Below are 14,304 nucleotides of genomic sequence, written 5' to 3'. Positions count from 1 at the left end.
ATCATTAGGAACACGATGCCTGTTTGGATATTGAGGGGGCAAACAGATTTTATAGGAAATCTTTCTGATGAGAATACACCGCCAACAGAGCAGACGAAATCTAAAATACTCTGTGATTCCAAATTCCTGTACTTTGCTTTTAGATAATATGGTAATGAACCGGATAATCATAAAACGTTTGTCGAGAAGTGATGGCTTTGATGGCGGTCGGTTGACGTTAATACTGACAGCTACCATGATAAAAGACCGGGGTTCTCATTTGCCATAAATATCGAGAGTAAAGAGTGATTAATTTAAAGAACGGTTGGTCTCTCGGTATTCTGGAAAGTGTTACGGCAGACGAATATGTCAAAATCGATAACGGTCAAGAACGACAAGAAGTGCATATAGAACCGCTTACCAATAATCTTGTTGGTTATGTTAAAAGGATTTTAACGGCCGAAATAGTTTTTTGGGAGCAATTGTAACGGCAACCAGCAGAAATACGGATGAACCGCAATTTCTGCTTTTGCGAAAAGCAGCGTATTCCGGCGGATTGGATTTCAAGCACAATTGGAAAAACAGGAAATATTTTATTGGTGGAAATGCAATCTCCAGCCATGTCTTAGGTTCAAGAGAATCGATTACGAACACGCAGAGAGAAATTTCACATTTGTTTCAAAGAGTAGATGCTGATTATATTTCTGTTGATAAAAGCAGAACGTCACTTACGGGGACGGGAGGAAAGATTGAAGCAGGAAAGGCCGCTGAAGGACACTGGCGATATAATGCGACACTAACCTGGCCTTCGCCGGAATTGGAGCTCAACGATATTGGCTTCTGTGTCAGGGGGATGAAATCAAGCAGATTTTTTATGTAGTGATCAATCCTTAAAATCTTTTCATGATGATGCGTTTTGAGCCACGACTTTTGATTTTGGTGGATTTCATAATGCAAGATAATAATATTAAACTATAAACTTAATCTAAACAAAATAAACACAGAATGAATAAATTTTGGACTTTATTCCTTATTATCTGCCTTCCTGTACAACTATATTCTCAAGATGAAATTAATTCATTGTTAGATGAATTAGATGCTGCTATTGATAAAAGAGAAATCTATCATAATAAAAAGGAAACTGAAATAAGTAAACTTGTCAGTTTGAAGAAATTAACTTCTACGAACGTTCAGAAATATGAGATATTTGAAAAGTTATATAATGAATACAGGGCTTATCAGTCAGATTCAGCTTTAAATTATGCCCGTAGAAGTTTAATAGCGGCTAACATCTTAAAGGATTTAACCAAAATTAATACTGCAAAATTGAATTTAGCATCTATTATGGGAACTTTGGGGATGTATAAAGAAGCAACCGATATTTTGCAAGGGATCGATATACATTCTACGCCTGAAATTAAGAGCTTCTACTACGGCGTACAGAGTTCCCTGTATCTGTATATGTCCATATATGCCGCCTCCAAACAGGAAAAAAAAAGCTACGAACAATTGAGCGAACAGTTTCGGGATTCCGTTTTTAAGTACGAGTCAAAATCGAATGTTATTACTCAAGCGAATATTTTGTTTGAAAAAAGGCAATATGACAAGACCCTTCAAATGTTACACGATTATTTTTATAAAATGGATAAAAATGATCCTGATAGAGCAATCGTAGCCTATATTATATCTAGAACCTACCAAAAGAAGAAAAATTTCCATCAGGAGAAAAAGTGGTTAATCAAATCGGCAATTTCAGATTTGAAATTAGATAAAAGGGAATACATTTCACTTCGATCTTTGGCTTTTATCATGTATAAAGAAGATGATGTAGACCGGGCCTATAAATATATCCAACGCTCTTTGGAAGATGCGCTTTTTTGCAATGCCCGTTTGAGGACCTACGAAATTTCTAGAATGCTGTCTATCATCGATCTAGCTTATCAAAAACAGAATGAAACCAACCGTTGGCAATTGATAATGTTTTTAATAAGTGTGAGTATTTTATCTCTATTGTTAATGGTTGCTTTGGTTTTGCTATTTAAAGAGATGAAAAAAAAATCCGTAGCCAAAAGGGAAATTAGTTTGGCCAACAGTAAGCTCGTTGAATTAAATAAAGAGTTGAACAGTTTTAATGAAAGATTAAATTATGCCAACTCAACGCTTATAGAGGCTAATTTGGTTAAGGAAATTTACATTGGGCGTTATATGGATCAGTGCTCGCTATATATTAGCAAGTTAGAGGAATATCAGCGTAGATTGAATGTTATTCTTTCCAGTGGAAAAACAGCCGAATTAGTCAAAGCCGTGAAATCTAAAGAATTCATTGAAGTGGAATTAAAAGAATTTTACAAAAATTTTGACAAGACTTTTTTGTCTCTTTTTCCAAATTTCATTGAAGAATTTAATGAATTGCTTATTGATAATGAGTGTATTAAATTAAAACCCGGAGAGTTGATGAATACTGAATTGCGAATATATGCCTTAATCCGACTAGGAATTTCAGATAGTGTAAAAATTGCGGATTTTTTGCGCTATTCTTTATCTACGATTTATAATTACAGAACCAAACTAAGAAATAAAGCTTTAGGTCCTCGGGATAAATTTGAAGCAAATGTGATGCGAATAGAGACTAATATATAGTTTTTTTTAAAATTTGCCGCCTTTTTACTCTTCTTATAGTAAAAAGGCTTTTATTATTCTACCAAATTACTACTTTTTCGTAGGATTAAGTATCGTTAAGTTATTTAAAATAAATTCATTATGCTTTTTAGGGCTGACTTTTTGCTACCAAACCATCATAGCAAGAATTGTGGCCGAAAAAACGCTTTAAATTTGATGGAACTAAAAAAGCTAAAACAAACCATTAATTTTATTAACTCAATTCAAATGAAACATTTCTTACTATTGACCTTGCTGTGCCTGGCATCTAATAGCTTGTTGGCGCAGCAATTAAAATCTCCCAATCAAAAATTTCAAATGAAGTTTTCTTTACAAAGTGATGGCACACCCATTTATAGCTTGAATTATAAGGACAAGGTAGTTATTAAGCCGAGCAAACTGGGATTGGAGCTGAAAAATGATTCAAAATCATTACTGAATGATTTCACAGTTATTGATTCTGCCAAGAGTACTTTTGACGAAAACTGGAAGCCAGTTTGGGGAGAAGTAGCCAGCATTCGTAACCATTATAATGAATTGGCGGTAACCCTAAACCAAAAAGGAACCGATAGACAGCTGGTTATCCGTTTCCGATTGTTTGACGAAGGTTTAGGCTTTCGCTATGAATTTCCTTTGCAAAAAAATCTAACTTATTTTATTATTAAAGAAGAAAAAAGCCAGTTTGCAATGAATGGAGACCATACCGCTTTCTGGATTCCAGGAGATTATGATACTCAGGAATACGATTATACGACTTCTAAATTGTCTGAAATAAGAGGTTTGACTAAAAAAGCCACTACCGAAAATGTTTCGCAGCAATCTTTTTCGCCGACAGGAGTCCAGACGGCCCTGATGATGAAAACAGCAGATGGGCTTTTTATCAATCTGCATGAAGCCGCCTTAATTAATTATTCATGTATGCATTTGAATTTGGATGACAAGAATATGGTTTTTGAATCGTGGTTAACGCCAGACGCCAAAGGTGATAAAGGCTATATGCAGGCACCTTGCCAATCGCCTTGGAGAACTATTATGGCAAGTGATGATGCCACGGAAATTTTGGCTTCAAAAATGATTTTGAACTTAAATGATCCTTGTAAAATCGAGGATACTTCTTGGATTAAACCAATGAAATACGTTGGGGTTTGGTGGGAAATGATTACAGGGAAAAGCACTTGGGCCTATACCGATGAATATCCAACAGTGCAATTAGGGCTTACCGATTATGCAAAAGCTAAACCCAACGGAAAACATGGCGCCAATACGGCTAATGTAAAAAAATACATTGATTTCGCAGCTGCAAATGGGTTTAGTGCGGTATTGGTAGAGGGTTGGAACGAAGGCTGGGAAGATTGGTTTGGCCAGTCTAAAGATTATGTTTTTGATTTTGTAACCCCTTATCCTGATTTTGATGTAAAAGGAATTCAGGAGTATGCCAAATCGAAAGGGATTAAAATAATCATGCATCACGAAACTTCCGGCTCTACACGCAATTATGAACGTCATATGGACAAAGCTTATCGTTTTATGAAAGACAATGGTTATGATGCTGTAAAGAGCGGCTATGTGGGGCCAATCCTTCCGCGCGGTGAAAATCATTATAATCAATGGCTTGTCAATCATTATCAGTTTGCAATTGAAAAAGCGGCAGACTATAAAATCATGGTCAACGCACATGAAGCGATTCGTCCAACAGGGATTTGCAGAACTTATCCAAATTTAATTGGAAATGAATCGGCTAGAGGAACAGAATACCAGGCTTTTGGGGGATCCAAGCCTAATCACGTTACAATTTTGCCATTTACCAGATTAATTGGCGGCCCAATGGATTATACTCCTGGAATTTTTGAAATGAATATCAGCAAAATTAATCCAGAAAACAATTCGCATTTAAACAGCACCTTGGCAAATCAATTAGGATTGTACGTAACAATGTACAGCCCATTGCAAATGGCTGCTGACTTGCCGGAAAATTACGAGCGTTTTCCAGATGCTTTCCAATTTATTAAAGATGTTGCTGTAGACTGGAGTGAGAGTAAATATTTAGAAGCTGACCCTGGAGAATTCATCACAGTTGCAAGAAAAGCGAAAGGAACGGAGGATTGGTTTATAGGTAACGTAAATGGTGAAAAATCAAGAACTTCATCTATTACTTTGGATTTCCTAAAAAAAGGTAAAAATTACCAAGCAACCATTTATGCAGATGCAAAAGAAGCGCATTACAAAACCAATCCGCAGGCTTATATTATTCGAAAGATAAAAGTTGATAGTAAATCTAAATTAGCGCAATATACTGCTCCGGGAGGCGGTTATGCTATAAGTATTATTGAATTGAAATAGAGACTAATGACTTTGGAAATTAATTTTACCTATTTAATTGTTTAAATAAAATCAAAGCTGTTTTATTATCCCTAAACCCCTCAAAGCAATTTGAGGGGTTTTTATCTTCATTGTGCAAACAGTCCTATTCATATTCTTTTTACTTCAACTCGGAAAATTTCAATTCCAAGATGCATCCCCATAAGTACTTCCTAGAGTGCTTTCTTTCAGTTGAGCCTCCAACGATTATGGTGCTGAATATTTCTAGAAGTTTAGTCTCCTTCAAGTTTTTAATGATAGATGGCTTTTTAGCCATCAGCATTCAAAAGCGGACCATATTCACAATTAAAAGATATATTCGGTATATCAGCCTCAAAAGATCCCGCCATTTCGGCAAGGATGCTACTCTGAAAATTCAATTTCTGATCTGCCTTTGCGTATTTAGGCTGATAACTTAAAGTTTCTCCTTCCTGTTTTGTGACTTTTTTTTTGGAGATTCCTAGCAAGAAAAAACTATTGAAACAAACCTTTGGCGGTGGGCAGAATTAAAAATCTTCCTGCATATTCTGCATTATCAACACTTAAGGATCAAATCAGAAAATCTTCTACAAAATATATTAGATTTTGTGCCTTCAGGATTATTGAGAGAGATCAAACCAATTAGTTTTTTTAAGGCATTTTAATTTAAAATATTTCGATTGAAGCGCAGAGCATTAAAGAATTAACAATTTTTACTAGCGTAATAAATCTAATGTTAAACTAACTTTTTTGCAAATGCGATTTGCCTAGCTCAAATCTGATTTTTTACTACATAGGCACTACTTTTTACAGGTGTTAAATGGTGTTAATTGTTTGTTTTTAAGGTGTTTGCGCGTATGTAACAACTCGTTTAGCTACATTTTTTTTATTGTCAAAATTAAGACTTTAAACGCTTCATAATTTTGTGTCAGCGAAATCGAAATAATCTCTCCTTAGATCATAGCGATATTTGCAAAAACAGTATTACTAACAACCAAACTTATTTAAACCAAACTTATGAAAACAATTTACAGAAAGTTGTTATTTTTATTTCTATTGGTGCCTTTTACAGTATTAGCCCAGAACACGTTAAGCGGTACTGTTGCTGACAAAAGGACGGGTCAGCCAATACCGGGAGTAAATTTAAATGTACAAGGTGCTCCAAACGGTGCATCTACGGGATTTGACGGTAATTTCCAACTGTCAAATGTTAGAAGCGGAAACAAAATTGTTGTTTCTTTCATTGGATACAAAACCCAGACCATTGATTACATAGGACAAAAAACATTAAATGTTTTTTTAGAAGAAGATGCAAACCAGCTCAAAGAAGTTCTAGTTCAGGTAGGTTACGGAACTGTTAAGAAAAAAGATGCAACAGGTTCTGTTTCACAAATTGCAGCAAAAGACTTTAATAAAGGGATTAACGTTACTTCTGAGAGTTTAATTAAGGGTCGTATTTCAGGCGTGAATATAACAGGCGGAGGAGCGCCTGGAGCAAAAGCGGACATTAGAATTAGAGGAGGCTCATCGTTAAATGCTTCAAACGAACCTTTAATTGTAATAGACGGACTTCCCACTAGTAATGCGGTCCCTAACGGAGCTACAAGTATTTTGGCTACAATAAATCCTAATGATATTGAGTCGTTTACAGTTTTAAAAGATGCATCTGCGGCTGCAATTTATGGATCTAGGGCTGCAAATGGTGTAATTGTAATTACAACAAAGAAAGGCTCTAAGGCTGGAATGAAGGTTTCATTCAATTCTCAAACCGGCGTAGATACTGTTGCTGATACAGTCGATGTATTGAGTGCTGATCAATTTCGGAATTTAGTAAATGAAAAAGGTTCAGCAGCTCAGAAGGCATTGTTAGGCACTGCCAATACAAATTGGCAAGATGAAATTTTTCATACTGTACTGACAACCAACAATAATGTATCCGCAAGCGGTGCACTATTTGGCAAGCTTCCTGTTAGGCTTTCTTTAGGCAACACAAACAACCCTGGAATATTAAAAAATACAAGCTTTGAGAGGACTACTGCTTCATTGACTATGAATCCTGTTTTATTTGATAATCATTTAAAAGTTGATATTAACGGTAATTTGTCTTTTGGTAAAAATAGATTTCAAAATCAAGGCGCTGTGATTGGCAATGCAATAGGATTTGATCCTACGCAGCCAGTATACCAGACGGGATCTCGTTATGGCGGATATTTCGAATGGTTAGAAGCAAATGGCAATTTACCCTTATTGCCAGGAAGGAACCCTGTGGCTTTATTAGATCAGACGAACAACAGTTCAACCTCTACTAGAAAATGGGGAAATGTAAGGTTAGATTATAATTTGCATTTCTTTGAAGATTTAAGGGCTGTGCTTGAATTGGGCATTGATAAATTTGATAGCAACGGATTTATAGATATAAGCACTGAAAGTGCCACTGGATATCAGCCTAATGTTTTTAGCTCAGGAAATTGGGTGAATAAAGGAGGAAATACGCATTATACGGACTCGCGCCAAAATAAAAACTTAAATGCCTATTTTAATTATAGCAAAGATTTAGGAAAGTTTAAAACTGATGTTACGGCAGGCTATAACTATCAAATGTTTCAAAGAGAAGGATTTACAACTAATAATATAAGAGTTCCCGGTACTGAGCCTGATGTTCAAACGGATCCAGATATTAATTTGCAGTCTTATTTTGGTCGTGTAAATCTAGGATATGATGGCAGGTATTTATTAACATTGAATTATAGAAGAGACGGTACTTCGCGTTTTTCTGAAAAAAACAGATGGGGTAATTTTTCAGGCGCTGCTTTCGCATGGAACATTTCAAGTGAGTCGTTTTTGAAAGATAATAGTGCTTTATCAAATCTTAAATTACGATTAGGGTATGGTGAGACTGGACAGCAGGATATTAGTGCTTCGTACGATTATCTAAAAAGAGTGACTTTGGGCACGGTGAACTCTCAGTATATTTTTGGAAACACTATCTACAGGGTAGCAAGGACTGAAGGTTATAATCCAGACATTAAATGGGAAGAATTAGCTGAAGCCAATATAGGTTTAGATTATGGATTATTCAATAATAGAATAACAGGATCCATCAACTATTTTAATAAAAAGTCAAATGATCTTTTAGCTTTTATTGCTTATCCTGATGGCGCGAATATGAGAAATCAGGGTTTTTCTAACGTAGGCAGCGTAAAGACAGATGGTGTTGAATTTAGCATCGAATCAGACATTATAAAAAATGATAATTTAAACTGGAATTTAGCTTTTAATGCAACTTATATTAAACAGGAAATAACCAATTTAGGCTTTACTGTTCCGGGTTTTCAAGGATATACCACTGGAGGTATTGCAGGTGGTAATGGTAATCAGATACAAATTAACTCTGTAGGATTTGCTCCCAATACCTTTTATGTTTATGAGCAGCTATATGATGCAAACAAAAGACCGATCCAAGGAGCTTACGCAGATAGAAATAAAGACGGGCAAATTAACACCGAGGACCGTTACAGGCTTCACAAAGCGGCACCGGATTATACGTTTGGCTTTGTCAGCACATTGAATTACAAAAATTTTGATTTTACAATGAATTGGAGAGCTAGTTTAGGAAATTATGTTTTTGACAATATAAGCTCTGATAAAGGATACCTGCAGGCAGGCTTAAGAAGAGAAACTGATTTGGCCAATGTTACTATAGATTATTATAACACGGGTTTTGATGCTGAAACTAATTCAAATGGAACCCAACGCAACTATTCTGATTATTTCATAAAAGATGCATCTTTCATAAAATTAGATAACCTGACAATAGGTTATGCATTAGGGAAAAAGATATTAAAGTCTGCCGCATTGAGATTTTCTGCAGGAGTTCAAAATGTTTTGACTTTCACAAAATACGACGGTTTGGATCCTGAACAGTTTAATGGCATTGATGGTAATGTTTATCCAAGAGCCAGAACTTACTTCTTTGGAGTTAATGCCAATTTGTAATAGTACATTCATGAACAAATTTTAAAAAAATAAAAATGAAAATATCATTTAAATATATAGCTTATTTTCTTCTATTCATTTTTGGATTAAATATGGTGCTTACTTCGTGTACAAGCGACCTAGAAGTGACCCCAAAAGACGATGATGAATTTTTATCAGATTCCTTTTTTAAAGACCCCTCATCCTATAAACAAGGATTGGCTAAGCTGTATGCAGGTTTATATGTCGGAGGAAATGATGGTGATGGAATTGCTGATATTGCTGGAATTGGAGGAGATTTTAGCAGCTATTTGAGGTTATTGTTTGCAATGCAAGAGTTTACAACGGACGAAGCTATTGTATCGTGGGGAGATGATGGTCTGCCAGCATTAAATTTTCAGACGTGGAGCACCAATAATCAATTCTTATATGGATTGTATTCCAGAGCTTTTTACCATATTAGTATTGCTAATGAATTTTTAAGGCAAACCACAGATGAAAAATTAGCAGAAAGAGGTGTTGATGCCAGCCTGAAAAGTGAAATTACCACCTTTAGGGCAGAGGCCCGCTTCTTAAGAGCATTTTCATACTATAATTTGATGGATCTCTTTGGTAATGTGCCTATTATCACGGAGAAGGACCCAGTTGGTTTTTTCTATCCCGAACAAAAAGCAAGAGCAGAAGTTTTTGCATTCATTGAATCCGAATTGAAAGATTTAGACAAAAGCCTTGCCGCTTCAAGAGCAAATGAATACGGAAGAATAGATAAAACAGCTGCTAAATTTTTATTGGCGCAAATTTATCTTAATGCAAAAGTATATAGCGGAACGGCAAAGAATGATGAGGCAATAGCGGCCTGCAATGATGTTATTAATTCAGCTTACAGTTTTGCAGATGTGCCATACCGATATTTATTTGCAGCTGACAATAATGTCAATGGAGCGCAAAATGAATTTATTTTCCCGGTGATCAATGACGGTAATGCTATTAGAGCTACAGGCGGAGGTATGAGCTTCATTTTGCACGCTTCTATAGGAGGAACAATGGATGCCGCGACCCAAGGGATGGATGGGGGCTGGTCAGGCATCAGAACAAGAAAAGAATTTGTTCAATTGTTTCCCGATGAAAATGCTACTGGAGATGTCAGAGGCACTTTCTATACCAATGGACAAACCTTAGATATTGCTAACGTAGGTGCTTTTTCAAACGGTTACGCAGTTACCAAGTACACTAATGTAAATTCTGATGGAAGCGCAGCGCAAAGAAATGATATTCCAGATACAGATTTTCCGATGTTTAGATTATCAGATGCATATTTAATGTATGCTGAAGCAACTTTAAGAGGTGCATCAAACGGCAATATCGAAACAGCTTTAGGTTACGTGAATAAAATCAGAAAAAGAGCTAATGCAACTAGTATTTCAACTTCCGATTTAACATTAGATTTTATTCTTGCGGAAAGGGCAAGAGAATTGTTTTGGGAATGCCACAGGCGAACTGATTTAATTCGATTTGACAAATTTACCGGTTCAAGTAAACTATGGCAATGGAAGGGAGGCATTCAAAATGGGACTTCTACACAATCCTACAGAGATATTATGCCAATTCCCAGCACAACCATTCAAGCTAACCCGACTTTAAAACAAAACCCTGGATATAACTAACATATAAAAGATAATAAAATGAAAAATATATATAAAATTCTGGCTGCATTAATTGCCATATTAATAGTGTCATGTAATGCTGATGATGTTGAAAACAGACCGGTAATCACTGAGGGGATTGCGCCAGTACTGCTCACTCCGCAATCTAATTTTAATATTGTGCTCGAAAATGCCAATGCTACAAGCTTAGCGACTACTTTTGTTTGGAATGAAGCACATTATGAGGGAACTGAAACAGTTATTAATTATACAATTGAAGTGGCAAAAGCTGGTACCGATTTTAAAAATCCTACTATAGCGAGTGTAACCACCGCTACATTTAAAAGCTTTACAGTTGAAGAATTAAATGCCGTCGCTTTAAATGCTGGGCTTACATCTTTTGTCGAAGGAAAGCTGGATGTACGAATTAGATCTACAGTCGGTGCAGTTAACGCACTGCCGCAAACATCTAATTTTTACACTATCACCGTAACGCCATACCCTGCATGGCCAAACTGGGGCATAATTGGCAGCGCGACGGCAGCAACAACAGGTGGTGACGGTTGGACAGCCGATGCTGACTTAAATTATAATTCAGCTTCTAAAAAATATTCCATCACGATGGATTTAGCCGCGGGGGAAATCAAATTTAGATTAGATGATGACTGGGCAACAAATTACGGCGATAATGGAAGTGATGGAACTTTAGATGCAGGCGGCACGAATATTCCAATTGTAACAACAGGAAACTATACTATTGTAGTTGACTTCACTGCAAAAACTTACACTGTTACAAAAAATTATTAATTTTCCATTGTGATAAAAGGCCATCTTAGGATGGCCTTTTTTAATAATGCTATCGGGACAAATCGAAATTACTGCCAATCAATAGTTTGTTCGTAGTTAGGTTATATTCTTTTTTTTTTTGATAGCCCTCACTGCTGTAGCTACAATATTTTGAATCATAATGCTCACTTCTCGATCGGCTTCGCTGATTCTTTTTGTCATGTTATTTTCAGAATCAGGCAAGAAATTATTTTAACAATTTTTCTATTTCTTGATAGTAAATTTTATCAAGGGATAAGTGTAATTATTCTTTAATTGCATATCCTTTCTTATAAAAATCTTTGCCTTTTAAAAAAATCTTTGCCTTTTAAAAAAATCTTTGAACAAACTTATATTGCTCTCTTTTTTGTATGCTAATGCTAAATAGTAATATGTTTCCGCTAAATAGTCATCTATTATAAGTTATTTTTTTTCTGCTTTCAATCCGCAGAATTTTATCGAAATCTTCGAGGTCAAAATTTGACTGTATGTCCTGTAAGTTTGAATTAAGAACAGATTTTATTTTATTGATCGGTGTCTTTTTTTGACTAATGTTCTAAAAGCGTGTATCATAGTTCTGTAATTTTCTTCTGTAAGGATAAACCGCAAAATTAGCAAATCACTAGACAGACTATCGATAACAATTGTTTTAAAAAAAAGTTTTTATCGCCTGTTGAGAACCCTGATGAGCGATATAGATGTGATGCCTAAAATAGGAAGCAATGTAATGTTGTGGGATGACTTGTATGATTTAGGTACAGGTTCTAAGACATCCTTTTTCAATGAAAAACATTGTTTTTGAAACACTGCCTTCTTCCAGCAGTATGGTTCTGGCAGGAATCTCTATTGGAGCAAAAATCGGTATTAGAATACACCATCTGTCGGTATTGGTTTGTGTTTTTTCTGGCATGGCTGCATCTTTACTTGACCGAAAGGGTTATATTATATAACTGATGTTGATTTTTACTAAATTTATTGAAAACAGAATGATTATCTGCAGGGTTAAATGTACTTGTAATCTTCTGAGGTGCTATACCCGTGAGCTGCAATAGTTATATGGATGAGCTACTGACGTATTTGGACTATTGGTTTTCCGTACCCAAGGGTGGGCTTTCAAAAACTATGGCAAGGTTTATGTGCTTATGCATGGATGGTCAATAACTCGATTTATTATATATACAAAAAAATCAAGATGGATTTGTAAGAACCTCTTGTTTTTATTTTTAAAATTCTTGCCATCATGGCCGACATTTTCCGGTAGATCTGTGTTGCCATTTTATTTTTTTAATTATTTCTACTATTGTTTTTTGGAGGAAGGTTTGGACCAGTTATGCGGGTAACGCTTAAAATAGCTATCAGATAATCTGGCCAGTAAATTAATTAGGTATCAGCAATGGTCAGCGGAATCTAATTTGGGTGATCAGTATGATCAAGTGTATTTAATGTTTTTTTAGGTTTAATATTGTTTTTCATGAGCTTTTCCAACTATGCGTTCACAAAGGGATTTCCACTGCACATTAGCAAAACGAACTGGCGAAGCAATCGAGGAATAGCTGGTGGCATAGATGGTTTTGCGTCAATTAGCGGTGCATTCTCATGTACCGCTATTTGTAAAGGCAGCATTTATGCAGTATGACTTCGGTTAGATAATGTATGGTTTCTTGCAAAGCGGTGGCCTGCTATGAAATAGGGATTTTTAATTTGAATGCGTTTAACCTCAATACTTGTCTACCTCACCATATTTCTTTGCAATATCTCCATATTCCCGAATCTGTTTCCAATATTCCTCCATGTTTTTTGGCCTTGGCCTCCAATCAGGATCTGCTACATTTTCCTGGGCTTCATTCCAATTGCTCGCAGTTAAAAATTTCGGATCAATATCGCAACCAGAAAGTTTATTTATTGGTGCCAGAAATATATAGCCATCATAAAAATTTTCCAAAGTAAAGTCCTGATATCCCATTGAATAATAACTATTATCCTTAAGCTTTCCAAGTGGAGTATCAGCCAAATCGAAACCAACTGGTGTATTATTGATTTTCTCCATTATAATTTCGATTTTTCCATCTGCCGGAGAAATCAAATTCGGTTTTGTATCAGGACGATTACTGAAAGGTTTATGCAATAAAACAGAATAAACTAATCGTGGATATTTAGCATAAAGCTGATTCCCAAAATAGCCATCTTCAAATCTTATAAAATCAGTACCCAAAAAATCATAAACTGGAAATTTATACTTTGTAAATGCATGGACATCTCCGGTGAGAATCAAAATTTTCTCTCTCTTAGTAACAATTTCTTTCTCCACAATAGAGAATCGATATGTTTCAGTGTTTCCTTTGTAAAAAACCTTCTTCATTTTTTCAGAAGTTCGTTGTCCAGAAAAGGAAGACCAATCGTAACGATAGCTTAAATTTAAAATACGAAATTTTTTCGAAGATTTAGGAAGGGATCTATTAAATGACCATGCAGCCTCATACAAATCGGTATACCCCTTAAAAGCCCACCCTGAATTGTAGTTAAACATTAATTTTCGAGCTAAATCCTTGTTATATTCAGGAGCAGAAATTAAAGAATCTAATTGCGCTTGATTTTCACTTGCGCCAAATTCCATTCCTAAATTATATACTTTATTTTGATATAAAACAGGAATCAAATTCTTTACAAATTGAAGATTTTCCTTAACCCGATGCTCTTCTGACAGAAGGATTATATCCTTTTGAGCAAATTTTGAAGCAATATATTCCTCTGGCGTATTTTTGTTATTGGATAAATATTGGACTGATTTTTCAATCTCATCCGATTGCGAAAAGATACAAAGAGGAAAAAGAATCAGAAGTAAGAGTATATTTTTTTTAAACATTTTTTATTTTTTAGAGATTAGTTT

General features: G+C 35.4%; 10 protein-coding genes. 7 read left to right on the top strand and 3 right to left on the bottom strand.

Annotated elements, in window-relative coordinates:
* Window positions 1–284 precede the first annotated feature (284 nt).
* The 4 genes from ACNRYB_RS18285 (at window position 285) to ACNRYB_RS18270 (ending at window position 4,977) form a co-directional block, all read left to right on the top strand.
* Complete coding sequence (locus tag ACNRYB_RS18285; RefSeq protein ID WP_473728241.1) at window positions 285–467, top strand: hypothetical protein; 183 nt, start codon at window positions 285–287, stop codon at window positions 465–467.
* On the top strand, window positions 452–859 hold the full coding sequence (locus ACNRYB_RS18280; RefSeq protein ID WP_026729733.1) for a hypothetical protein: 408 nt from the start codon (window positions 452–454) through the stop codon (window positions 857–859). Before ACNRYB_RS18285 ends, ACNRYB_RS18280 begins: the two co-directional genes overlap by 16 nt.
* A 125-nt stretch (window positions 860–984) precedes the next feature.
* A complete protein-coding gene (locus ACNRYB_RS18275) occupies window positions 985–2,619 on the top strand; it encodes a DUF6377 domain-containing protein (RefSeq protein WP_129747001.1) in 1,635 nt (544 codons plus the stop codon).
* 246 nt (window positions 2,620–2,865) lie between these two features.
* Entirely contained in the window at window positions 2,866–4,977 is a 2,112-nt protein-coding gene (locus tag ACNRYB_RS18270) for a glycoside hydrolase family 97 protein (RefSeq protein WP_026729735.1), read from the top strand.
* A gap of 287 nt (window positions 4,978–5,264) precedes the next feature.
* Here the strand turns inward: ACNRYB_RS18270 and ACNRYB_RS18265 are convergent, their stop codons facing one another.
* Window positions 5,265–5,462 carry a hypothetical protein gene (locus ACNRYB_RS18265; protein ID WP_473728240.1) on the bottom strand — a complete coding sequence of 66 codons (198 nt, stop codon included), beginning with the start codon at window positions 5,460–5,462 and terminating at the stop codon, window positions 5,265–5,267.
* A 529-nt stretch (window positions 5,463–5,991) separates the two neighbouring features.
* On the opposite strand from ACNRYB_RS18265, the gene ACNRYB_RS18260 reads away from it, so the two are divergent.
* Genes ACNRYB_RS18260 through ACNRYB_RS18250 form a run of 3 tightly spaced genes read left to right on the top strand, consistent with a single transcriptional unit; the run spans window position 5,992 to window position 11,399 of the window.
* Complete coding sequence (locus ACNRYB_RS18260; RefSeq protein WP_473728239.1) at window positions 5,992–8,970, top strand: SusC/RagA family TonB-linked outer membrane protein; 2,979 nt, start codon at window positions 5,992–5,994, stop codon at window positions 8,968–8,970.
* A 35-nt stretch (window positions 8,971–9,005) separates the two neighbouring features.
* Window positions 9,006–10,613, top strand: a complete 1,608-nt coding sequence (locus ACNRYB_RS18255) for a RagB/SusD family nutrient uptake outer membrane protein (RefSeq protein ID WP_026729737.1) — start codon at window positions 9,006–9,008, stop codon at window positions 10,611–10,613.
* An 18-nt stretch (window positions 10,614–10,631) separates the two neighbouring features.
* On the top strand, window positions 10,632–11,399 hold the full coding sequence (locus ACNRYB_RS18250) for a SusE domain-containing protein (RefSeq protein WP_026729738.1): 768 nt from the start codon (window positions 10,632–10,634) through the stop codon (window positions 11,397–11,399).
* A gap of 769 nt (window positions 11,400–12,168) precedes the next feature.
* On the opposite strand, the gene ACNRYB_RS18245 is transcribed toward ACNRYB_RS18250, so the two are convergent.
* Window positions 12,169–12,327 carry a hypothetical protein gene (locus ACNRYB_RS18245; protein ID WP_204251866.1) on the bottom strand — a complete coding sequence of 53 codons (159 nt, stop codon included), beginning with the start codon at window positions 12,325–12,327 and terminating at the stop codon, window positions 12,169–12,171.
* Window positions 12,328–13,134: 807 nt separating this feature from the next.
* Window positions 13,135–14,280 carry a ChaN family lipoprotein gene (locus ACNRYB_RS18240; protein WP_129747002.1) on the bottom strand — a complete coding sequence of 382 codons (1,146 nt, stop codon included), beginning with the start codon at window positions 14,278–14,280 and terminating at the stop codon, window positions 13,135–13,137.
* Between the last annotated feature and the right edge of the window lie 24 nt (window positions 14,281–14,304).

Source organism: Flavobacterium sp. CR10 (assembly GCF_055814415.1).
Note: the sequence above shows the minus strand (reverse complement) of the source record. Positions and strands in the feature narration are given on the sequence as shown.

Coding starts and splice junctions, on each gene's coding strand:
- ACNRYB_RS18255 (WP_026729737.1), top strand. CDS start 9,006: ATGAAAATATCATTTAAATATATAGCTTATTTTCTTCTATTCATTTTT.
- ACNRYB_RS18275 (WP_129747001.1), top strand. CDS start 985: ATGAATAAATTTTGGACTTTATTCCTTATTATCTGCCTTCCTGTACAA.
- ACNRYB_RS18270 (WP_026729735.1), top strand. CDS start 2,866: ATGAAACATTTCTTACTATTGACCTTGCTGTGCCTGGCATCTAATAGC.
- ACNRYB_RS18245 (WP_204251866.1), bottom strand. CDS start 12,327: ATGCCAGAAAAAACACAAACCAATACCGACAGATGGTGTATTCTAATA.
- ACNRYB_RS18260 (WP_473728239.1), top strand. CDS start 5,992: ATGAAAACAATTTACAGAAAGTTGTTATTTTTATTTCTATTGGTGCCT.
- ACNRYB_RS18240 (WP_129747002.1), bottom strand. CDS start 14,280: ATGTTTAAAAAAAATATACTCTTACTTCTGATTCTTTTTCCTCTTTGT.
- ACNRYB_RS18250 (WP_026729738.1), top strand. CDS start 10,632: ATGAAAAATATATATAAAATTCTGGCTGCATTAATTGCCATATTAATA.